The organism is Rhizobium sp. PAMB 3182, from assembly GCF_052908355.1.
The window spans coordinates 1,834,006-1,855,232 of record NZ_CM128607.1 but is presented as its reverse complement, the minus strand read 5'-3'; the positions used below and the strand labels follow the sequence as shown (position 1 = coordinate 1,855,232).

Here is a 21,227-nt window from a genome sequence, read left to right as displayed (position 1 = left end):
ATTCCGTCTACGTTGCCGGCTTGTATAGGGCGCTATGCAGATCACGGATGGCGTCGGGCGTCCGCGGCCCGAAACCCAGCAGAAACATTCCGTCCATGCGGATGATGCGTTTGGCCTTGCCGGCCGGCGTTTCGGCAATCGCCGGCTGCGCGAGAACCTGCTCGTCGCCGGCCGCGTGGTCGCCGGCTCCGGTCATCATCAGGATAAGGTCGGGCGCGGCGGCGAGGATGGCTTCGTCACTCACGGGCTTGTAGCCGGAAACGTCGGCCATCGCGTTTTTGCCGCCCGCCATGGTGATGATGGCGTCCGCATGCGAGTTCGCACCGGCGGCCATCACCCGGCCGTTCTGAAGCGAGAGCACGAAGAGAACCTTCTTGCGGACGGACACGGCCTTGGCGGCAGTCTCGGCGGCTGCAAGGTCCGCGTCGAGCCGGGAGGCCAGCGCTTCGGCCTTCTCCTGCTCTCCGATCGCCTTGCCGACGGCATGCACCTTGCCGACGATCGCCTGACGGTCGTAGCCGTCGGGAACCGTTGTCAGTGGGATGCCGGCCTGCTGCAGCACGGAGAGCGCCTCGGGTGGCCCGGCGCCCTCAAGGACGAGGATGAGATCCGGATTGACCGAGAGCACGCCTTCCGGCGACAGCGCCCGGATATAGCCGGTGTCCGGAAGCTTGAGCGCTTCCGGCGGATAGGTGGAGGTCGTGTCGCGCGCGACCAGCCGGTCCCCGGCGCCAAGCGCGAAGACGATCTCGGTCAGGGAGCCGCCGATCGATACGATCCGGGACGGGGAGGCGACGCCGGCCGCCACCGAAAGGCGTGGCCACGCCAGTGTGGCGGAGCCGATCAGGGCGGTCGTGACAAGTGCACGTCTGGAAATCGATGTCATTGCCGTCTCACGCTGCCCGGGTGTCGGAAAGGCGCGGCAGCGCCTCGACGATCGCGCGCCAGTTCGGCCGCTCGTCCTGCCCCTCGATGCGCTTGCCGAAGAACTGGATGATCAGTTCGCCCTCGGCATCATAGGCTTCGATGGAGGTGACGTGTCCCTTGTCGACGGGTTTGCGTACCGCCCAGGTCTGGGCGATCTTGTCGGCGCGCAGATGCAGGTGGAAGGTCGGATCCATGACATTGACCCAGGGTCCCATCGTGGCGACGTTGTGGAGCGGTCCCGAATGAATCTGGATGCAGCCGCGGCTGCCGACGAAGCACATGATCGGCAGGCCGTCGTCGACGGCGGCGAGCATCATCGCATGCACGGCATCCGGTGCCAGCTGCCAGGCAAAATCCTCGCCGATGCTTTCGAGTGCCTTCAGGCGCGACAGTTCGAGGTCCTTCAGGATGCCGACGAACTGATGCGTATCGGTCATGCCCTCCCAGCGTTCGCGCAGCTTCTCGTGCGGAACGGCGTTGTCGTTGACGGGGCTTGTGCGGGAATAGACGGCCGCGGCAACCGGAACATTCTGGTCGGGGAGCGCCAGCTTGTCGGCGAGGGCCTGCCAGGCGCTCACATCGCTGGCCGGACGCAGGTGCACCTTGTGAACGGCCTCGCCACTGGCGTCGAAGAACTGGAAGCTGCGCTTCACCGTCTCGCCGGTGTAGAACTCGACGGCAAAGCCGTGCACCCAATGCTTGGGAAACATCCGCATGTCGATCTGTTCACCAAGCATCATCGCGGCGTTGCGGCCGTCAATGTAGCGGTCATAGACCCCGATCTTCTCGTGCACCGCGAACTCGTTGCGGGTCAGCGCCATGACTTCGCCCAGGGCTTCAAGGCCCGGAAAGACGCGCTCAAAGTCGGTCGAAATCCGACGGACGCCGTGGCCAATCCATGCTGCGATATAATCGGCCTCCGTAATGCCGAGGTTGGCGGCCAGATCGCGTTCGCGGAGTTTCGGATTGTCCTGTCTTGCTTTGCGGATGTCTTCCGCCGTCGGCAGATTGCCGTTCATTCTGCGCATCTCCTACTTGTTGAGAATAAGTTTGCCCTGGCGGGTGATCTTCAGCCGGTAGGAAAAACCGGCGTGTTCGATCCGTATCTCGCCCGTGCCCTTGAAGAGGAATGCGCTTGAATAGACGGGTGCATTATTGTCCGCGGGCTCGCCGCGGTCTTCGGCGTCGTAATTTTTGCTCGTGCCCATGTCACACTTCATCAGGTCACCCGATTTTCAAAAAGGGCTGATTGTTTCTATGGCCTGGCTTGCACTGCTGGCTGGGCTTGTCTCATTAATATGAATATCATAGTCAACTTATGAGCGTGTCGCAATATATGATTTTTATAATCACCTTTTAAATGTCTGCCGATCGTCAGCCCGAACGGCCGCCCGCCGGAAAGGCGCCGCGGGCACGGGAATTATTGTTGACTAATGAATTCATGTATTCTAGCTCAAAGATGAATTGTAAAGTCATATTTATGCCCGCCTGCCTGCAAGGCTGCGGACAAGTCCCAGGGAAGCAATCGACCATGATGAGGACCGGAATTCGGATTTCATTGGCCGCGATGGCCCTTGCCGCCGCTCAGCCAGCGGCGGCGACGGGCGAGGCTGCCGCCACTCCGCCGCTGCAGATCGAACTCAACAAGCTCACATCCGTCGGTGGCGGCTGCCGCATGACCTTCGTGACCAGCAACCATACCGGCGCGGAGCTGAAGAAGGCGGCATTCGAGGTCGTTCTTTTCGACAGCCGCAACCTCGTCGACCGGCTGACGGTCTTCAATTTCGGCGAACTGCCGGATGGCAAGACGGTCGTCAAGCAGTTCGATCTCAAGGACGGCGATTGCACGAGCTTCTCGCGCCTCCTGATCAATGGTGCGGCCGCCTGCGACGGACTGCCGGGCGGTGTCGAGGCGTGCAACGGCATGCTGGAAACGGCCAACCGCACCGACCTGCAGTTTGGCAAATAACCCGATCGCGAGGGAAATGGACATGAACGCTTATTTTTCCGGAGCATACGACATGCTCGCCTCGTTCCTGGAACTGGGCGGGCCGGTGGTCGTGATCCTCTTCGTGACGTCCATCGTGGCCGCCGCGCTGGTGGGATTGAAGCTCGTGCAGTTCAGCGTGCTCAGAGTGGGGCGCACCGGCCGCGCCGCCAAGGCCATCGCGCTGTTCAAGGCGGGCGAGACAGAGGCTGCTGAAGATCTGGCTCGGGGCGGGCGAAGCGCCAGTGCCTTCGCCGTGGCCACGGCGATGCGCCTGTTGCGCCGCGGCGATCTCGCCAAGTCCGACATCGAGGAAGAGATCAGCCGGATCGCGCTCGTCAGGCTGCATTCCCTGGAAGGCGGTTTCCGCTTCCTCGACATCTGCGTTCAGCTCGCCCCGCTTCTCGGCCTTTTCGGAACCGTGCTCGGCATGATCGATGCGTTCCAGAAGCTGCAGGGAGCGGGAAGCTCTGTCGATCCGTCCATCCTCGCCGGCGGCATCTGGGTGGCGCTTCTGACCACGGCGGCCGGCCTTGCCGTCGCCATGCCGGTGTCGCTGGTCCTTACCTATCTGGAAGCGCGGGTGGAGAAGGAGCGGGTGGCGATCGAGACGATGGCCTCGGAAATACTGTCGCCGGCACTGCGGCCGCCGCGTGACCCGCGCGCGCAGGCGCCGCTTCGCCAGGTGGAGCTGCGGCATGCGACTTGACATGCCGCGCCGGTCTCGCCGGCGCCTGTCGATGACCTCGCTGATCGACGTCATTTTCCTTCTGCTGCTGTTCTTCATGCTGTCTTCGACCTTCACCCGCTTCGCCTCGGTCGAACTCGCGGCGCCGGCGTCCGCCGGCGGCAGCGGCCGCCAGACGGCCGACATCATCGTCAAGCCCGGCGAGGAGGAATGGCGGATCAACGGCGTTTCGATAAGCCAGGCGGACGTCCCTGCGACGCTGGAAGACTACCGGGACAAGGGAGCCGCGAAGGCGCTTCTGATCGTCGATCCTTCCGTGGCCTCCCAAGGCTTCGTCAAGGCGCTGGAAACGCTCAGATATCTTCAGTTCACCGTGACGGTTGCGAAGTAGTGCCATGATTTCCATAGCCCGAAAGAGACAGAAGCGCGAAGTCGAGAGCACGATTGCCCTGATCAACGTCGTCTTCCTGATGCTGATCTTCTTCCTGATCGCCGGCACTCTCGCCCCGCCGCTCGATACCGGCCTCTCGATGATCGAGACGGAACAGTCGTCACCCTCTCCGCCGCCCGATGCGCTGGTGGTGCTCGAAGACGGCAGCCTTCGGTTTCGCGGCCAGCCGGTGACGGCCGCCGCCTATGTCGAGATGCGTCGGCAAAACGAGGATGCGGACGACGGAACATACCGGCTGGTGGCCGACAGACGGTTGCCGGCGACGCAGATGCTGGAGGTTGTCGCCGCCCTTCAGGAGGCCGGCGCCGAGAGGATAGAACTCGTCACCGAACGGGCTGCAAAATGAAAACCCGCCTGATTCAATGGGGGGCGGCGCTGGTGCTGTCCGCTTTCGTCCACATGGCCTTTGCCGGCTATTTTGCGCCCGGCCCCGACGAGGTGCTGATCGCCGGCTCGAGCGACGTGGGCGTGACGGTGCTGGGCGATGCCTTCGCCGATGCGCAGATGGCCGGGGAGGCCTCCGAGGAGACGGACACGGTCGAGCCGACGGAATTGTCCGAGGCCGATATGGAAGAGCAGGATCCGGCCGCAGAACCGGTCGAAACGGTCTCTCCGGAGACGAGCGAAGTCGAGCCTGCCGACGCCACGGCGCAGGAAGTCCCGCTGGAGGCCGCGGAGGCTCCGACCGTCACCGAGGCGGAGGTCGAACCGACCGAGGCGGCCGAAGCGGATTCCGTCGCCGAAGTTGCGGCGGTTCAGGCCGAGCCGGAGGAGCTTCAGGCGAGTGAACCGGTGCCGGACGTCGTTCCGTTGCCGCGTCCGAAGCCGCCTGCGGCAGCCAAGCCCGAGCGTCCGCGCAAGACGGAGAAGGCGCGCGCCAGACCGGTGCGCCAGGCAAAGGGTTCGGGTGGTGATTCCGACGCCGACAGCCGACAGGCCCGGGAGGCGCAAAGCCAGGGACGCAAGGCGAGCGCTGCCGGCAATGCTGCTGTCTCCAACTACCCAGGCAAGGTTGCCCGCAAGCTGCGCCGCGCCGTGCGCTTTCCGTCCGGCGCCGGCAGCCAGGGGGAGGCGAGGGTCTCCTTCGTCGTCGACCGGAACGGCAATGCCGGGTCGGTCAGGGTCGTCAGAAGCTCCGGCTCTGCCGAGCTGGACCGGGCCGCTGCCGAGGCGGTTCGCCGCGCCGCGCCGTTTCCGCCGATCCCAGAGGGCGCCGGTCGTTCGAGCTGGCAGTTCGTCGTCCCGATCCGCTTCGATCGCTAGTGCGATTTGCCGGCGGCAGCCGCCGTTTCGCATCGCTGTCGGCTTTGCGTCTCGCCGCCGGGTCTGATATGCGGTGACGCCCGGTGCGGCCAGCTGCGCCGGACTTCGGCGGGAGCGGTTGATGCACCCCCGGCCTGGGTGGACAAATTCAAGCGAGGCACACGATGGCACACACCATTCTCCTGATCGGTTGCGGAAACATGGGTTTTGCGATGATGCGCGGCTGGATGGCCGACAATCCATCGCTTGCCGTCCACGTCGTCGAGCCGGCGGACGCCCTGCGCACCCGTGCGGCCGATGCCGGAGCCGTCGCCGTTGCCTCCATCGATGAGGTCCCGGCCGACCTCACCCCCGATCTCGTCGTCATCGCGGTCAAGCCGAACACGGTTGGCGACGTTCTCAGGCAATGCGCGGCCTTTGCCGAGCGCAAGGCGACCTTCGTCTCGGTTGCTGCCGGGATCACGACGGCGGCGATGGCGAAGAACCTGCCGGAGGGTGCTGCGATCATCCGCTGCATGCCGAACACGCCGGCGGCGATCGGCGAGGGCATGATGGTGCTGTTTGCCGGCGACGAAGTGAGCGCCGATGCCCGCGCGCTGGCTGAAACGCTCTTGAAGACCTCCGGCGCAGTTGCCTGGATCGACGACGAGGCGCAGATGGATGCCGTTACCGCCATTTCCGGCTCCGGGCCCGCCTATGTCTTTCATTTCATCGAGGCGCTGATTGACGCCGGCGTCGCTCTCGGCCTGCCCCGGGAGACCGCCGCCCTTCTCGCCAAGCAGACCGTCCTCGGAGCGGGCCGCCTCGCCATGGCATCCGATACCGATCCGGGCACTCTGCGCGAGCAGGTGACGAGCCCCAACGGCACCACGGCTGCGGCCCTCAAGGTGTTCATGACCGATGATCGGACGAAGACACTGGTCGCCGAGGCCACCCGGGCTGCCTGCGAGCGCAGCATCGAGCTCGGCAAGGCGGATTGACTGGCCCGGCCAACTCCTTAAGGATCGCCGTCGAGCCCCTTCAGCCAGTCGGCAAGAGACAGCATGACCATCGACCGCATTCGCTTCGTTCTGTTCCTGAACGGTCTTTTCCTCTGGCCGCTTGCCACCATGATGCTGGTGCCGGCCATTGTCGATCTGGCTGACTACAACTACGGCGATGCGCGGAATTTTGCGATTTCCGCCGTCATCACCGGCGCGGTCGGGGCCCTCCTGGTGCTTGCCTTCCGCGAACAGCATTTTGACGTGACCGACCGGCGCACGGGCTTTCTGATCACGGTCAGCGCCTGGCTGCTGGCTGTCTTCTTCGGCTGCATTCCGCTGCTCGGCAGTTCGCAGCATATCGGCTTCACCGATGCCATGTTCGAATCCGTCTCGGCGCTGACGACGACCGGCTCGACGATCCTCGTCGGTCTCGACAACATGCCGCGCGGTCTCCTTCTCTGGCGTTCTCTCCTGCAATGGCTCGGCGGCGTCGGCATCATCGTCATGGCGCTGTCCTTCCTGCCGGCCTTGCGTGTCGGCGGCATGCAGCTGTTCCAGTCGGAATCCTCCGACATTTCCGGCAAGCCGTTTCCGAAGATCAGCCAGATGGTGCGCGCCATCCTGTTCGTCTATTTGAGCCTGACGCTCGCCTGCGTGATCGCCATGATGTTTGCCGGCATGCCGGCCTTCGACGCCATCAACCACGCGATGGCGACGATCGCGACCGGCGGGCTTTCGACCAAGGACGCCTCGATCGGCTACTATCGGTCAGTACCCATTGAAGTCGTCACGGAAATCTTCATGGTCGCCGGCGCCCTGCCGCTCGGCTCCTATGCGGTGTTCCTCGTCAACCGGGGCAAGAAGCCCTTCGTCGACGACCAGGTGAAGGCGTTCCTGATCGTTCTGGCGACAGCGATCGGACTGTGCACGGTCTGGAACATTTCACAGGGCATGATCCCGCGCGAGGCGCTCCGCCTTTCCGCCTTCAACGTCACCTCCGTCATCACCGATACCGGTTTTGCCACCTCGGATTTCTCGACCTGGGGCAGCTTCGCCGTCGGCCTGTTCTTCATGCTCTATCTTATCGGCGGCTGCGCCGGTTCGACCGCCGGCTCGATCAAGATCTTCCGCTGGCAGATCCTGTTTGCCGGGGTGATCCGCGGCCTGAAAAGCATGCTCTATCCCAACTCGGTCATGCGCGTGCGCTATCAGGGCAGTGCCGTCGACGAAGCCGTGGTCAGCAATGTCCGCAACTTCTTCTTCGTCTACATCGTCACCCTATTCGTCCTCTCCATGCTGGTGATGGCGACGGGCGTGGATTTCCTCTCCGCAACATCGGCGGTGGCCCAGGGCATGGCCAATGCCGGCCCCGGCCTTGGTCCGCTTGTCGGCCCTTCCACCAACTTCTCCGCCATCCCCGAACTCGCCAAATGGTGGATCATGGCCGCCATGATCCTCGGCCGCCTGGAGCTGATGACCTTCTACGTCATGCTCATCCCGGCGTTCTGGAGGCGGTAGGGCAGCCAGCTTCCGTCGGTGGCAAATGGTGCGGTGGCATGCCGACGCAAATCGGCAACAATATCGCGACATAAGTATCGGTCCGCCAATTCATGGTTGTCCCGATGCAGGCCAAAGAGTACATGGCCACACCTGTAGGTCTCGACCCCTTGCAGGCAAGGTTTCTTTCGAGATGTCGTTGCAGTGTGAACTTCGACCAGCCGAATGGCTGGGGCGACAAAGGTGAAGCCATGGATCAGGATTGTTGCTGCGAAGTGCGTTCGTCGCCCGTGATTGAAACAGCGCCCATCTATGTTCTGACCATTGACGCAGCCGACGGTCCGAGACGGCAACATTGCACAACGATGTTCAATCGACTGCGCATGCAGTTCGACTTTGTGCAGGGAGTTCGTTCAGGTGATGTTTTCGGGATGGGGATATATTCTCCCTGGTTGAACTATCTGCTTTCGAAACGCAGCCTGTCGGCGGCCGAAATCGCCGTGTACCTGGGCCACCGGAAAATCTGGAAGCGGGTGGCCGAAGGTGGAAGCGATGTCGCTCTGGTCGTGGAGGATGATCTGCTGATCTCCGACACCGAGGCATTCGGACACGTCATGCGAAACGCGTCCGATCATGCGGCGTGGGATATTCTCAAGCTTTTCGATTTTTTGCCGAAGAAGATTGTCGCCCGGCATGAATGGAAAGGTGTGACGATCGTCGACTACAAATATCCCGCATCCGGTTGCGTCGCGTATCTGATCACCCGCGATGCCGCGAGACGCCTGCTTGAGAGAAAGCGGATCTTCCGTCCCGTTGACGAAGACTTTTCCTGGTGCTGGGAGTTCGGATTGCGAGTGCGCTCGGTCAGTCCGAACATCGTGTCCGAAGTCAGCCACACCCTGGGTGGTTCATTGCTGGAAGACAGCCGTCGCAATGTTCGGCGACGCAAAAACCTGCTGCGCAGCCTCGTCGGCATGGTCATTGCCGGCGTCAAGCAGCTTAGTGCGCGTCGTCATCTGGCGCGAATTCTACGCGGGCGATAGGCGGCGCCGATCGCCGCCGTGCCAGCCGAAGTTCGGCAAAGACCAGTTCGACCCACAGCAGCCCGGCCGTCCAGTGCTTCGCCTGTCCTGCAAGAAGCCCACATATCCGGCGTTGCATCAGTTCCACTCGTCGCAATACCGGCATGGGGGAAAAGGATGCAACGGTTGCCTTGCGGATGTCTCCCGGAAGATGACGCAAAAATACGCGGCCGAACGGCATAGGGCCGAGCCAGGGCTTTCGCTGACCGCAGAAATGCAAAATTTTCGGGTGGATGCGCCGGATCCTGACCGGATACTCGTCAAAACGCGCCCCGTGAAAATTCCACTCATGCCCCAGCAAGCGCACGCGACCCTGGCAGAGACGGTTCAGCACGGACTGGTCTTCACAGATGAGATCGGGCGCGGCGATGTGCGATCGAGCCCGCCGCACAATGGCCTCCGCGCGCCAGAGCGTCAGGTTGATCAGCATGACGCCGCTATTGAAATAGCAGCCTTTGCGGCTTCCCGTCGCGACGATGTCCTCTTCGGCGATAAAGAGATCGGGAGCCGCCGCCACCAGATTGCTCCCAAGGTCCACGCGCCAAAGCGGCGCGAGGTCGTCGAGGACGACGGTGTCGGCATCAAGCCAGATCACCCGGTCCTGCTTCGGCAGGCATTCGGGCAGGAACAGCCGGGCATACGCCGCGCGCGACACATGCGGCGATCGCAGGGTGACATCACGCAGAAGGCCGGTATCGAATGGCATGATGCTGACACTCAGACAGGCCTGATCGGCAACCGCGCGCAGCAAGGCTTCTTCGGTCACGGAGAGGTCGACTGACAGGATCACCAATGCGGTCTGCGGGGAATTTTCAGCAAGCGAACGAACAAGCGCCATGACGGCAACCACGCCGCTCCTGTCCACGGCAGTCGCGACGAGGATAGGCCGGGACGCGTCAGACATCGGCGGTGTCATGGAAAAGCCCGGACGAGACCAGGGCAGCACGGATTGCGGCGAGATGAGCCTTCGGGCCGAAGCGCTCCTGGACGAGGCTTCGCGCCCGTTCGGACATCTGCGTTGCCGCCTCGCGTGATGCTAGGAGAACCGCAATTTCGGCCGCGAATTCTTCCGGGGTTTCCGCCAGGCGGTAGTGCTCTTGCGGTATCAATCCCAAGCCTTCGACCGCCTTGGTCGTGGCGACAATGGGACAGCCGGCGGCCATTGCTTCCAGCACTTTCAGACGCGTTCCGCCTCCCACCCTGAGCGGAATGGCTGCCACGGCCGCCGCCGCGTAGACGTCCGCAAGATCGGAAGGGTTCGCCGTCAGCCGGTGCCCCGACGACCGAACAAGCGCTTCGATATCGCGTCTCGGGCGCCTGCCGCAGACATGCAGTCGGGCCTCTGGTGCCATCTGCCGGACCCTTGGCATGATATCCCTGCACAAGGTCGCGACCGCGAGGCGGTTTGGGAAATAGCTGAGATGCCCGAGAAAAAGCACCTCCTGCGTTTCGCCTGCAGCGCGTGGCGGGGCAGTGCGGGCCCAGTCGGGAATAGGATTTGGGACAACGGCCAATCGACCACGTCCGAAAAGCCTTTGAGCCTCCTTGAGGTCGGCATCCGAACAGACCCAGACCTGCCGGGAGATTTCAACGACATCGCGCTCCATATGCAACCCGTTCCGGCGTTGCCGGGCAAGGATCAGTGGGGTGAGGGGGCGGATGATGCGCGGCACCTTTTCAATGGCACTCTGCATTTGCAGGGTGCTCTCGACATTGTGCATGTCGATAATGATCGGAAGATCGGGCATAGCCTCTGCGAGCGCCATGGCGGCCTGATGGAGCAGTACGCCTTCCACCAGAACGAAGTCGGGCTGTTCACGCAGGCACTCCGCAACGAGTTGCGCAACGTCTTCGGCCAACAGCGGGGCCGCGAGCTTCGTTCGCGCCTTCCGGCCACGTCGCTTGTCCGCACGAAGTGCCACGATACGGCCGCTTCCCCCGGTGGGCCAAAGCGTTGACAGGGTCTCGAAATTGGCCCTATTGCGGAGCGAAGCGCCCGAAGGCACGGCGTCGTTCTCCGCAATCGTTACCTGGAAAAAACGCATTGAAGTCTCAGTCCGGCGTTCCACGAATCATCCATCAGACATGGAAGACGCGCCATATACCAGATGGCATGGGTTTCCCTGAAAGCTGGATCGAGAAAAACCCGGACTGGGAATACCGCTTCTGGACCGATGATGACCTGCTGGCGTTCTTTCGGGAGGAGCGGCCGGATCTTCTGGACCTTTATCTCTCCTATCCCAGGCCTGTACAAAGGGCGGATTTGGCCCGCTACTGCATCCTGCACCGGTTTGGCGGTCTCTATGCCGATATCGATACACGGTGCCTTGCCTCCATCGAGCCGATCGCCGGCGATTCCCGCGTCATCCTGTGCGAAGAGCCAGACCGGCACAGACAGCCTGCGCTCGTCCGGGGACTTGACCGGCTGTGGTTCAACGGGACGATGGCGAGCCCCCCGGAACATCCGTTCTGGGATTCGGTCATCGACCTGTGCCGGGACATGGCCAGCCGGCGGGACGGTGACGTGCTGGAGACAACCGGGCCGCTCGTCCTGACGGCGGCCGTCCGGAATTGGCCAGCGCCGCAGGATCTGGCTCTCAACTCCTGCGGGCTCTTTGCCGATGCCGACGTGCACGGCAATGCGTCCGACGAAGAGCCCTACGGGCCATTCGCCCCGCTAAAACTCTCCACCCACCTCTGGAAGGGCAGTTGGTACAAGCGCGGCAAGGTGAATTGGTGGCGCCGCAAGATGGCGCGCCTGCGCCAGCTTCGGGATTGGCTGCTGGGCGGCCCGCGCCTCGATCCGGCCCGGACGCTTGCCGAGATCGACATGGCTCTCCTGCAGCAGCCCCCGATGGTGGCGCCCGGGAATGGCTCGCTTCTCGTGCTTGTCCCCGTCAGGGACGCTGAAGCGGACCTGGCGCGCTGTTTCGCGCTGCTTTTGGCGCTCGATCATCCGAGAGACAGGCTGCACCTGCGGTTTGGTCACGGCAACAGCCGTGACAACACAGGCGCCATGCTTGAGGAATTCATCGCGCGGCACGCAGACGCATTCGCATCCGTCGGGATCGTCGCGACCGACCGCAACGCACCCAAACTGGACCGCCGCAAACGCTGGAAGCCCGATCTGCAGCGCCGTCGCCGCTCGGGCATAGCCAAGGCCCGGAACGACCTCCTCGATAGGGCGCTGGCGCCCGAGCATGATTGGGTGCTCTGGATCGATGCCGATGTCGTCGATTACCCGCCCGACATTGTCGGGCGGCTGGCGTCTTCTGGCGGTCGCATTGTCGTGCCCAACTGCGTTCTCGATCCCGGAGGCCCAAGCTTCGATCTGAACACGTTCCTGATGATCTCCGAGCCAACCCGGGTGGAACTCTATCGCTACATTCGCGATGGTCTCCTGCAGCCGCCGGCGGACTGGTTCCCGCGCCGGCATCTGCACGACCTTCGTTATCTTGAAACCGTCCCCCTGTATGGGGTCGGCGGAACCATGATCCTCGTCGATGCAAATTGCCACCGCGCGGGCCTCAGATTTCCGGAGAAGCCCTATCGCCACCTGATCGAAACCGAAGGTTTTGGCGTATTGGCGAGGGACGCCGGCATTACGCCCATCGGCATGCCGAAGCTTGAGATCATCCACGCGCGCGCTTGATCCGCAGAGGGACGAACGGCACGGGACATCGTCCTCGCTCCACAAGCACCGGTCAGCGATGCTCTGCGCAAAAAATGAGGTCGAGAATGTACTGCGTGTTTAGGAGGAAATGGCGGAACACGCCCGATGAAAATGAGAACTTTGAGATCGTGATAATACTTTGAGATGAAATGGCTTTCCTTCTCGCGTGCGGCTATCGGCGGCCTTTGGCGTGTATTTTGCAGGCGTCGGGGCGATAGGGCATTCGGCGACGTATCGTTCTGCCTTTTCATATCGGTGATGGAACTCGCGGTCCCGTAGGCTGCATGCCTGCGTCGAGCCCGCCGCAAAGTGCCTTAGCGGAAGACGCCTGTCTTATTCGGCGGGCTTTGTCCGCGAGGCGAGGGCATCCACGATCAGCTTCAGGCCTTCTTCGAAGGCGGCCTCACGATCTATCTGCGGAATTTCGGCCACATGACGTTCTGCCGTGCTGGAGGTGGCTTCCGCCTGTTCCTCGAGCACGCTTCCTATAGTGAAGTGACTGGACGCGAGCATTGCCATCTGAGCATCTCGCTCGGGCAAACCGGACGCGACCAGGAAGGCCATCTTGTGCGCAATCCGATCCATGTCTGTTGCGCCGGGACGGCTGCCCGCATGGAGCTTTGCGCCGTCGCGCCGCCTTAGCAACGTTCGCCGGAAACTGCGCGTGTTGTCGAGAAACCAGGCGCGCCAGTCGTCCGCTGGCGTTGGTAGCGGAGCGGTCGCGTGCGGCGCCATCGCGGTCTCGGCCATGGCGGAGAGCAGCTCCTCCTTGTTGCGAAAATGCCAATACAGCGACGGCTGTTCGACGCCAAGCCGCTTGGCGAGCTGTCTCGTGCTGATGCCCTCAAGGCCAACCTCGTCCAGCAGGTCGAGCGCTGCGGCAATGACGGTTTCGCGATTCAGCTTGGCCATATTGACAATCTATCGTTGATAGGGAAATTTGTAAATCAAACTATCACCGATAGATTGGAGTTGAGCCCATGAAGATCGACGCAGACAATCGCCGTCTGAAGGTTCTCGTCTGCGGTGGCGGGATTGCAGGGCCGGCCCTCGCCTACTGGCTCGCCCGGAGTGGCCATCGTGTCGTTGTCGTGGAGCGTTTCCCATCGCTCAGGGCCTCGGGTGCGCAGGTTGACCTGCGCGGCCAAGGCATCGAGGCCGCCAGGCGCATGGGTCTCATCGACACCATCCGGAACAACCTTGTCGATGAGGCGGGTGTCTCGTTCGTCGATGCCCGAGGCCGCGCCAAGGCGACGATCATGGCCAACCGGTCCGGTCGCGGCGCTCAATCTCTCACATCCGAATATGAGATCATGCGCGGCGATTTGGTGCGCATTCTTCACGACGCGACCAAGGACGACGTCGAATACGTTTTCGGAAAGCACGTGGAGCATTTCGAGCAGGACGACCAGAGTGTTCTGGTGCACTTTTCCGACAGCACCTCTGACCGCTTCGATATGCTGGTCGGAGCCGATGGTCAGGGATCGCGCATTCGCAAGGGCATCCTGCCGCCGGAAGCCGGCGATCCCTACCTCGAGATGGGCATCCACATGGCCTATTGGTTCATCCCGCGCACAGCGGCCGACGATGGTAACATCAGCAACACCTACCTCGCTCCTCGCGGCCGGATGATCATGCGGCGAAGCCATAATCCGGCGGAAACGCAGGTCTACTTCGTGCTCAGGGAGCGCTCCGAGGAAGCCTCGGCCATTCACAGAGCGCAGCTGGATCAGCAGAAGCAGTTCTGGGCGCAACGGTTCCGGGATGCCGGCTGGCAGACGGATCGTTTCATCCAGGGCATGATGGAGACGGCCAATTTCTACTCCCAGGAAGTGGTACAGGTGCGCACCGACAGCTGGTCCAAGGGGCGCGTGGTCCTTGCCGGAGACGCCGCGCATTGTGCATCCCCCTTCAGCGGCATGGGCGTATCCGGCAGTCTGGTTGGAGCCTACGTCCTGGCCGATGCGATCAATCGCAACCCGGGCGACCTCGCGCGCGCCTTTGCGCTCTATGACAAGACGCTGCGGCCATTTGTCGACGAAATCCAGAACGTGAACCCGTCGCTGCTGCGGCTGGGAATGCCGAGCACGAAGCTGGGGATTGGTATCTTCCTGTTCCTCACGGGGCTCGCGGCGGGGCTTCGCATCCCGGACCTGATCGCCAGACTTTCGTCCGATGACCGGGATGGAGGTTGGCTGTTGCCCGATCAGGCTGCGCCGACTGACGCCAATTGACCTTGCTCAGCACATCGAGGGGCATGGGTGGTATGCGGCGATCTACGGAAATATCGGGCTATGGAGGGCAACGGTGTCTTAGGGGTAAACCGCTATCCATGTCTTCGGTATGCGCACCGACAGGAATGGCGGACAGAGAGGGATTCGAACCCTCGGTACGCTTTCACGTACACACGCGTTCCAGGCGTGCGCCTTAAACCACTCGGCCACCTGTCCATTTGTCTCTTCACCCGTTGGAAATCCGGGTGCTTCGGCAGCGTTGAGGTCAACGGCGTACCGTGCGGAACGGGCGCGATATATACCGATGCTGCAGCGCTAATCAACCCGCCTGTGACAGAATTTTGATCATCCCGTGAAAATCGTTCACTGCTTTGACCATTGCGTCACAAGGGTGGGCAAACTAAATTACGCTCCGGGCGAGATGAGGGAAATCCCGGAAGACCGGAAAATACGGCACGGGAGCATAGGGGGAAGGCAAAATGCGGTTCATTTTCCGCGTTCTAAGTCTGGTTGCGCTCGTGCTGGCGGTGATTTCGGGTACGGTCGATTCCGTCCAGTCGGTCGCCGACAGCGATGTCGTTCTAACGCCGTTCGGAACGGCATGGCAGGATGTGAGCCCCGCGACGTTCCTGTCGCTGCAGGGCTTCGTCGAACACAATCTGAATGCGGGCTCATGGAACCTGATGGTTCAGTGGGTCCTCTCGCAGCCGGCCTTCGCGGTCTTTCTCGCGCTGGCGCTGGTGATGTGGATGATCGGTTACAAGAGAGAGCCGGCCGCAGGACGCTTCGCCGCATAGGGCGAGGCCCTCCGCGCCGCTCGAGCCATAGCGGCAAAGGAAGGTGAAGCATGTTTCTGACCGAAATGTTTTCCAAGAAGACGATGATGCCCGATGCTGCCACGGCCCTGAAGGGCCGCCCCGACGCCATTCCGACGGCGGAGAAGCATTTCGTCAACGGGCGGCCGCTGAAGGGGCCTTATCCGGAGGGCACGGAAGTCGCCTATTTCGGCATGGGCTGCTTCTGGGGCGCCGAGCGGCTGTTCTGGAAGCTCGATGGCGTCTGGGTGACGTCCGTCGGCTATTCCGGTGGCATCACCGAAAACCCGACCTACCAGGAAACCACGACGGGGCTGACCGGCCATGCCGAGGTCGTCAAGGTGGTCTACGACCCGTCGGTGATTTCCTACGAGGCGCTGCTGAAGACCTTCTTCGAGGAGCATGACCCGACACAGGGCATGCGCCAGGGCAATGATGTCGGCACGACCTATCGTTCGGCGCTCTATTGCACGACGGAAGAACAGTTGGCACAGGCGCAAGCCTCCCGCGACCGGTTCCAGACGGCGATGAAAGAGGCCGGCGTGAACGCAGAGATCACCACGGAAATCGCCATGATCGGCCCGTACTACTATGCCGAGGACTATCACCAGCAGTATCTCGCCAAGAATCCCGGCGGCTATTGCGGCTTGCGGGGAACAGGGGTCAGCTGCCCGATCGGCTGAGGTGCATTGGTCCCTTAAAATCTGAATGCCAGAGGGTCGCTTCTGCCGGAAGCGGCCCTTTTTGCACAGGTTTTGATGGCAGGAATAAATTTTTACCAGCTGAGAAAAATTCTGGTGAATTTTTTGTTTGGCCGTGCAAGGATACCTCGACCCTGCCGCCGTTGGCGGTGGCGGATGGTACCGCAGACATGTCCGTTTCCGAGAGGGGCGGGCTTGCGGGAGGACCCAACAAGATCAATAGCTACAACAGGGCTGCACAATGAAAAAATCACTTTTGACCCTCTTCGCCATGGCCGCCATGTCGGCTTCGGCGCTGGCCGCCGACATCAAGCCGGCGCTGGTTTACGGCACGGGCGGCAAGTTCGACAAGTCGTTCAACGAAGCCGCCTATAACGGCGCCGAGAAGTTCAAGGCTGACACCGGGATTGAATACCGCGATTTCGAGCCGACCGACGACACCCAGGGCGAGCAGGCGATCCGCACCTTTGCATCGCGCGGCTTCAACCCGGTGATTGCTCTGTCCTTCGCTTGGAAGTCGGCGCTCGAAAAGGTTGCTCCTGAATACCCGGATACCAAATTCGTCATCGTCGATGACGTGGTTGACCTGCCGAATGTTCGCTCCATCACGTTCAAGGAGAATGAGGGGTCTTATCTCGTTGGCGTGTTGGCCGGCATGAAGTCTGCGACCGGCAAGGTCGGTTTCATCGGCGGCATGGATGTTCCGCTGATCCGCAAGTTCGGATGTGGTTATGAACTCGGCGCCAAGTCCGTCAAGTCCGGCATGGAAGTTCTTCAGAACATGACCGGCACGACCGGTGCGGCCTGGAACGACCCGGTCCGCGGCGGCGAGCTGACCAAGAACCAGATCGACCAGGGCGCGGACGTGATCTTCGCGGCTGCCGGTGCCACCGGTCTCGGCGTTCTGCAGACGGCGGCCGACAACGGCAAGTTCTCGATCGGCGTCGACTCCAACCAGAACTACCTGCATCCGGGTTCGGTCCTGACCTCCATGGTCAAGCGCGTCGATCTGGCCGTATACAACACCTACATGGACGCCAAGGACGACAAGTTCACGCCCGGTCTGCAGGCGCTCGGTGTTGCGGAAGGCGGCGTTGAATATGCTCTGGACGACAACAATGCCAGCCTGATCACCGACGACATGAAGGCTGCAGTCGAGAAGGCCAAGGCCGACATCATCTCCGGTGCCGTCAAGGTTCACGATTACACGACGGACAGCGCCTGCCCCGCCGAGTAAGTCTCGAACAGGCAAATGGGCGCATGGCGGAGGGGAAACCGTCATGCGCCCATTTGCCGTCTGCATCTGGAGTGGTCACGTGAGCCAGGACATCGCAATCGAACTCGCCGGAATCGACAAGAAATTCGGCGCGGTTCATGCCAACAAGAATATCGACCTCAAGGTCGCAAAGGGGACGATCCACGGGATCATCGGTGAAAACGGGGCCGGGAAATCGACGTTGATGTCGATCCTCTATGGCTTCTATCAGGCCGACAGCGGCGAGATCCGCATCAATGGCGCGCCGGTCGCAATCCGCGACAGCCAGGCGGCCATCGACGCCGGTATCGGCATGGTGCACCAGCATTTCATGCTGGTCGAGAATTTTACCGTATTGGAAAACGTCATGCTGGGCGCCGAGGGCGGCAGCCTGCTTCGAAAGGGCGTGGCGGCGGCGCGGGCGGAGTTGAAGCGGCTGGAAAGCGAATATGGCCTAGAGGTCAATCCCGATGCCGTCATCGAGGAGCTGCCGGTCGGGCTGCAGCAGCGCGTCGAAATCCTCAAGGCCATGTATCGCGGCGCGGAGATCCTCATCCTCGACGAGCCGACGGGCGTTCTTACCCCGGCCGAGGCCGATCACCTCTTCCGCATCCTTGGCGTCCTGCGCGACCAGGGCAAGACCGTCATCCTCATCACCCACAAGCTGCGCGAGATCATGGCGATCACCGATACGGTCTCCGTCATGCGCCGCGGAGAAATGGTTGCCACGCGCAAGACGTCGGAAACGACGGTGGAGGAGCTGGCCGAACTGATGGTCGGCCGGCGCGTACTGCTACGGGTCGAAAAGGGTGAAGCCAATCCGGGCAATGTCCTCCTGTCGGTGAAGAACCTGACGGTGAAGGACAGCCGCGGCGTCACCATGGTCGACAACGTTTCCTTCGACGTCCGGGCCGGAGAGATCGTCGGCATTGCCGGTGTCGCCGGCAACGGTCAGTCCGAACTGCTGGAGGCGATCGCCGGCATCCGCAAGCCGACATCGGGACAGATCTTCATCGACGGCAAGCAGGTTCCGCATGCCGACCCCGCGACGCTGAGGGCGCTGGGACTCGCCCATATTCCGGAAGACCGGCACCACATGGGCCTGGTCCTGAAGTTCGAGGAATATGAAAACTCCATACTCGGCTATCATCGTGACGAGCGCTACGGCAAGGGTAGCTTTCTGGACCTTGAGGCAATCCGCAAGGATGCTGTCGAGAAGATCGAGAAATACGACATCCGCCCGCCGGACCCGCGCCTGAAGACGGCCAATTTTTCCGGCGGCAACCAGCAGAAGATCGTCGTCGCCCGGGAAATCGAGCGCGACCCGAAGATGCTGATCATCGGCCAGCCGACCCGTGGTGTCGACATCGGCGCCATCGAGTTCATTCACCGGCGCATCATCGAAATGCGCGACGAGGGCAAGGCCGTTCTTCTGGTATCCGTCGAGCTGGACGAAATCCGCGCTCTTTCGGACCGTATCCTGGTGATGTTTGCCGGCCATGTGGTCGGCGAAAAGACGCCGGACGCGGACGAACAGGCGCTCGGTCTGATGATGGCCGGCATTGCGGCATAAGGGAAATACATGAGCACGGCATCCGTACCGCTACCCAACTGGATCAATTACGGTCTCATCCCGCTGATCAATCTCTGTGCCGCCTTCATCGTTTCGGGCTTCGTCGTCTGGATGATCGGCGAAAGCCCGATCGAGGCGCTGACGCTGCTCTTGCAGGGCGCGCTGGGACGGGGTGAGGGCATCGGTTTCACCCTCTATTATGCGACGAGCTTCATCTTCACCGGTCTGTCGGTCGCCGTCGCCATCCATGCGGGCCTTTTCAACATCGGTTCCGAAGGCCAGGCCTATATCGGCGGCCTCGGTGCGGCGATCGCCGCCCTATCGCTCGATCATTACGTGCCGTGGTACGTCACCATGCCGTTCGCCGTCATCCTGTCGGCGCTCTTCGGTGCCGCCTGGGCGTTTCTGCCGGCCCTGATGCAGGCAAAGCGCGGCAGCCACATCGTCATCACCACGATCATGTTCAACTTCATCGGCGCCAGCCTGATGAACTATCTGCTCGTGCGCGTGCTGATCGTGCCGGGCAAGATGGCGCCGGAAACGCGCACCTTCCTGGAAGGCGGGCAATTGCCGAAGCTCGACTGGCTGATCGCCATGTTCGGCTCCAAGCTCGGCGCCGCGCCTCTCAATTTCTCCTTCCTGGTCGCACTGTTCATGTGCCTGGTCGTCTGGCTGCTGATCTGGCGCACCAAGCTCGGCTACGAAATCCGCACCCTCGGCTTCTCGCCGTCGGCGGCGTCTTATGGCGGCATTCCCTATGTGCGCACGGTCATCATCACCATGCTGATTTCCGGCGGTCTCGCCGGCATGATGGCGCTGAACCCGGTGATGGGGGCATCCGCCCGCCTGCAGCTCGAATTCGTCGGCGGCGCCGGCTTCGTCGGGATCGCGGTGTCGCTGATGGGGCGTAACCACCCGCTCGGCATCATCTTTGCGGCGGTGCTGTTTGGCGTGCTCTACCAGGGCGGCGCGGAACTCTCCTTCGACATGCCGGCGATCACCCGCGAAATGATACTGGTGATCCAGGGTCTCGTCATCCTGTTCGCCGGGGCGCTGGAATACATGTTCCGGCCGGCGATCGTTCGCGTCTACCAAAAATTCGTAACCGTGTGAGGTGAGGGGATGGAATACATCGATATTTTCATCAGTATTCTCGGCTCGACGATCCGTCTGTCGATCCCGCTGATCTTCACCGCGCTGGCCGGGCTGTTTTCGGAGCGTTCCGGCATTTTCGACATCGGCCTGGAAGGCAAGATGCTGGCGGCCGCCTTCGCCTCGGCAAGCGTCGCCTATGTCACCGGGTCCGCCTGGCTCGGCCTTGGCGGCGGCATTCTTGTGTCGATCCTGTTCTCGCTGATCCACGGCTTTGCCTCGATCACCAACCGCGGCAACCAGATCGTCTCCGGCGTGGCGCTGAACTTCCTGGCGGCCGGTCTGACCGTCGTGCTCGGCAGCGCCTGGTTCCAGCAGGGCGGCCGCACGCCGTCGCTGCCGGCAGGCGCACGGTTTACCGAGATCGTCTTCCCCGGTGCCGATGCCGCCCGCAGCATGGGCTATCTCGGCAAGTTCTATGCGAATGTCATTTCCGGTCAGAACATCCTGACCTACATGGCCTTTGCCGCCGTGCCGCTCTCCTGGTGGGTCCTCTACCGCACTCGCTTCGGCCTGCGTCTGCGCGCCGTCGGCGAAAATCCGGGCGCAGTCGATACGGCCGGCATTTCGGTCACCTGGCTGCGCTACCGCGCCCTCATCTGCGCAGGCTTCCTCTGCGGCTTCGCCGGCACCTATCTTTCGACCGCCCAGTCGGCGGCCTTCATCAAGGACATGTCGGCCGGCAAGGGCTACATTGCGCTCGCCGCCCTGATCTTCGCCAAGTGGAAGCCGGTGCCCGTCATGCTCGCCTGCCTTCTGTTCGGCTTCCTTGATGCCTTCGCCAATTTCATGCAGGGCAAGACGGTGTTCGGCATTGGCGAGATCCCCGTGCAGATCTTCCAGGCGCTGCCTTACATCCTGACCTGCGTGCTGCTCGCGGGCTTCATCGGCGTCGCGCGTCCGCCGAAGGCCGGCGGCGTACCCTATACCAAGGAGCGCTAGAGCC

General features: G+C 62.3%; 23 protein-coding genes and 1 tRNA gene. 16 read left to right on the top strand and 8 right to left on the bottom strand.

Annotation, left to right across the window (positions count from 1 at the left end; genetic code table 11):
* Window positions 1–7: 7 nt before the first annotated feature.
* From ACU5AZ_RS09255 to hemP, 3 genes are read right to left on the bottom strand one after another with little or no spacing between them, the layout of a single operon-like run.
* On the bottom strand, window positions 8–886 hold the full coding sequence (locus ACU5AZ_RS09255) for a heme/hemin ABC transporter substrate-binding protein (RefSeq protein ID WP_446825702.1): 879 nt from the start codon (window positions 884–886) through the stop codon (window positions 8–10).
* A 7-nt stretch (window positions 887–893) separates the two neighbouring features.
* Entirely contained in the window at window positions 894–1,946 is a 1,053-nt protein-coding gene (locus tag ACU5AZ_RS09250) for a hemin-degrading factor (protein WP_446825701.1), read from the bottom strand.
* A 12-nt stretch (window positions 1,947–1,958) separates the two neighbouring features.
* Window positions 1,959–2,135, bottom strand: coding sequence for a hemin uptake protein HemP (hemP, locus tag ACU5AZ_RS09245; protein WP_446825700.1), 177 nt, complete (start codon window positions 2,133–2,135; stop codon window positions 1,959–1,961).
* A 323-nt stretch (window positions 2,136–2,458) separates the two neighbouring features.
* On the opposite strand from hemP, the gene ACU5AZ_RS09240 reads away from it, so the two are divergent.
* From ACU5AZ_RS09240 to ACU5AZ_RS09205, 8 genes are all read left to right on the top strand, one after another.
* Window positions 2,459–2,896 carry a hypothetical protein gene (locus ACU5AZ_RS09240; RefSeq protein ID WP_446825699.1) on the top strand — a complete coding sequence of 146 codons (438 nt, stop codon included), beginning with the start codon at window positions 2,459–2,461 and terminating at the stop codon, window positions 2,894–2,896.
* A gap of 22 nt (window positions 2,897–2,918) precedes the next feature.
* On the top strand, window positions 2,919–3,623 hold the full coding sequence (locus ACU5AZ_RS09235) for a MotA/TolQ/ExbB proton channel family protein (RefSeq protein WP_446825698.1): 705 nt from the start codon (window positions 2,919–2,921) through the stop codon (window positions 3,621–3,623).
* Window positions 3,613–3,993 (top strand): biopolymer transporter ExbD, encoded by a 381-nt coding sequence (locus ACU5AZ_RS09230; RefSeq protein WP_446825697.1) that lies wholly within the window; start codon window positions 3,613–3,615, stop codon window positions 3,991–3,993. Before ACU5AZ_RS09235 ends, ACU5AZ_RS09230 begins: the two co-directional genes overlap by 11 nt.
* A 4-nt stretch (window positions 3,994–3,997) precedes the next feature.
* On the top strand, window positions 3,998–4,399 hold the full coding sequence (locus ACU5AZ_RS09225) for an ExbD/TolR family protein (RefSeq protein WP_446825696.1): 402 nt from the start codon (window positions 3,998–4,000) through the stop codon (window positions 4,397–4,399).
* The gene (locus ACU5AZ_RS09220) at window positions 4,396–5,316 is read left to right on the top strand and encodes a TonB family protein (protein WP_446825695.1); all 921 of its coding nucleotides are present in this window, start codon (window positions 4,396–4,398) and stop codon (window positions 5,314–5,316) included. The genes ACU5AZ_RS09225 and ACU5AZ_RS09220 overlap by 4 nt, the downstream gene beginning before the upstream one ends.
* A gap of 164 nt (window positions 5,317–5,480) precedes the next feature.
* The gene (proC, locus tag ACU5AZ_RS09215; RefSeq protein ID WP_446825694.1) at window positions 5,481–6,296 is read left to right on the top strand and encodes a pyrroline-5-carboxylate reductase; all 816 of its coding nucleotides are present in this window, start codon (window positions 5,481–5,483) and stop codon (window positions 6,294–6,296) included.
* A 63-nt stretch (window positions 6,297–6,359) separates the two neighbouring features.
* Entirely contained in the window at window positions 6,360–7,817 is a 1,458-nt protein-coding gene (locus tag ACU5AZ_RS09210; protein WP_446825693.1) for a TrkH family potassium uptake protein, read from the top strand.
* A gap of 104 nt (window positions 7,818–7,921) precedes the next feature.
* Window positions 7,922–8,839: a glycosyltransferase family 25 protein gene (locus ACU5AZ_RS09205; protein WP_446825692.1), complete on the top strand. Its 918-nt coding sequence runs from the start codon at window positions 7,922–7,924 to the stop codon at window positions 8,837–8,839.
* Here the strand turns inward: ACU5AZ_RS09205 and ACU5AZ_RS09200 are convergent.
* Complete coding sequence (locus ACU5AZ_RS09200) at window positions 8,796–9,782, bottom strand: glycosyltransferase family 8 protein (RefSeq protein ID WP_446825691.1); 987 nt, start codon at window positions 9,780–9,782, stop codon at window positions 8,796–8,798. The genes ACU5AZ_RS09205 and ACU5AZ_RS09200 overlap by 44 nt on opposite strands.
* Window positions 9,775–10,923 (bottom strand): glycosyltransferase, encoded by a 1,149-nt coding sequence (locus ACU5AZ_RS09195; RefSeq protein ID WP_446825690.1) that lies wholly within the window; start codon window positions 10,921–10,923, stop codon window positions 9,775–9,777. Before ACU5AZ_RS09195 ends, ACU5AZ_RS09200 begins: the two co-directional genes overlap by 8 nt.
* 68 nt (window positions 10,924–10,991) lie before the next feature.
* On the opposite strand from ACU5AZ_RS09195, the gene ACU5AZ_RS09190 reads away from it, so the two are divergent.
* On the top strand, window positions 10,992–12,530 hold the full coding sequence (locus ACU5AZ_RS09190; RefSeq protein WP_446825689.1) for a glycosyltransferase: 1,539 nt from the start codon (window positions 10,992–10,994) through the stop codon (window positions 12,528–12,530).
* 354 nt (window positions 12,531–12,884) lie between these two features.
* Here the strand turns inward: ACU5AZ_RS09190 and ACU5AZ_RS09185 are convergent, their stop codons facing one another.
* Window positions 12,885–13,463 (bottom strand): TetR/AcrR family transcriptional regulator C-terminal domain-containing protein, encoded by a 579-nt coding sequence (locus ACU5AZ_RS09185; RefSeq protein ID WP_446825688.1) that lies wholly within the window; start codon window positions 13,461–13,463, stop codon window positions 12,885–12,887.
* Between the two features lie 68 nt (window positions 13,464–13,531).
* Between ACU5AZ_RS09185 and ACU5AZ_RS09180 the strand changes: the two genes are divergently transcribed.
* Window positions 13,532–14,785 carry an FAD-dependent oxidoreductase gene (locus ACU5AZ_RS09180; RefSeq protein ID WP_446825687.1) on the top strand — a complete coding sequence of 418 codons (1,254 nt, stop codon included), beginning with the start codon at window positions 13,532–13,534 and terminating at the stop codon, window positions 14,783–14,785.
* A 126-nt stretch (window positions 14,786–14,911) separates the two neighbouring features.
* On the opposite strand, the gene ACU5AZ_RS09175 is transcribed toward ACU5AZ_RS09180, so the two are convergent.
* A tRNA-Ser gene (locus tag ACU5AZ_RS09175) sits at window positions 14,912–15,001 on the bottom strand.
* A gap of 263 nt (window positions 15,002–15,264) precedes the next feature.
* Between ACU5AZ_RS09175 and ACU5AZ_RS09170 the strand changes: the two genes are divergently transcribed.
* Window positions 15,265–15,582, top strand: a complete 318-nt coding sequence (locus ACU5AZ_RS09170; protein ID WP_446825686.1) for a hypothetical protein — start codon at window positions 15,265–15,267, stop codon at window positions 15,580–15,582.
* A gap of 50 nt (window positions 15,583–15,632) precedes the next feature.
* Window positions 15,633–16,283 (top strand): peptide-methionine (S)-S-oxide reductase MsrA, encoded by a 651-nt coding sequence (msrA, locus tag ACU5AZ_RS09165; RefSeq protein ID WP_446825685.1) that lies wholly within the window; start codon window positions 15,633–15,635, stop codon window positions 16,281–16,283.
* Here msrA and ACU5AZ_RS09160 read toward each other — a convergent pair.
* Entirely contained in the window at window positions 16,264–16,473 is a 210-nt protein-coding gene (locus tag ACU5AZ_RS09160; protein ID WP_446825684.1) for a hypothetical protein, read from the bottom strand. The two genes, msrA and ACU5AZ_RS09160, sit on opposite strands and share 20 nt — an antisense overlap.
* 69 nt (window positions 16,474–16,542) lie before the next feature.
* Here ACU5AZ_RS09160 and ACU5AZ_RS09155 point away from each other — a divergent pair, with 69 nt between their 5' ends.
* The 4 genes from ACU5AZ_RS09155 to ACU5AZ_RS09140 all read left to right on the top strand — a co-directional run bounded on the left by ACU5AZ_RS09155 (window position 16,543) and on the right by ACU5AZ_RS09140 (window position 21,223).
* Window positions 16,543–17,538, top strand: coding sequence for a BMP family lipoprotein (locus tag ACU5AZ_RS09155; RefSeq protein WP_446825683.1), 996 nt, complete (start codon window positions 16,543–16,545; stop codon window positions 17,536–17,538).
* A 79-nt stretch (window positions 17,539–17,617) separates the two neighbouring features.
* A complete protein-coding gene (locus ACU5AZ_RS09150) occupies window positions 17,618–19,129 on the top strand; it encodes an ABC transporter ATP-binding protein (RefSeq protein ID WP_446825682.1) in 1,512 nt (503 codons plus the stop codon).
* Window positions 19,130–19,138: 9 nt separating this feature from the next.
* Window positions 19,139–20,242 carry an ABC transporter permease gene (locus ACU5AZ_RS09145; RefSeq protein ID WP_446825681.1) on the top strand — a complete coding sequence of 368 codons (1,104 nt, stop codon included), beginning with the start codon at window positions 19,139–19,141 and terminating at the stop codon, window positions 20,240–20,242.
* Window positions 20,243–20,251: 9 nt separating this feature from the next.
* Window positions 20,252–21,223 (top strand): ABC transporter permease, encoded by a 972-nt coding sequence (locus ACU5AZ_RS09140; protein WP_261931584.1) that lies wholly within the window; start codon window positions 20,252–20,254, stop codon window positions 21,221–21,223.
* The last annotated feature ends 4 nt before the right edge of the window (window positions 21,224–21,227 follow it).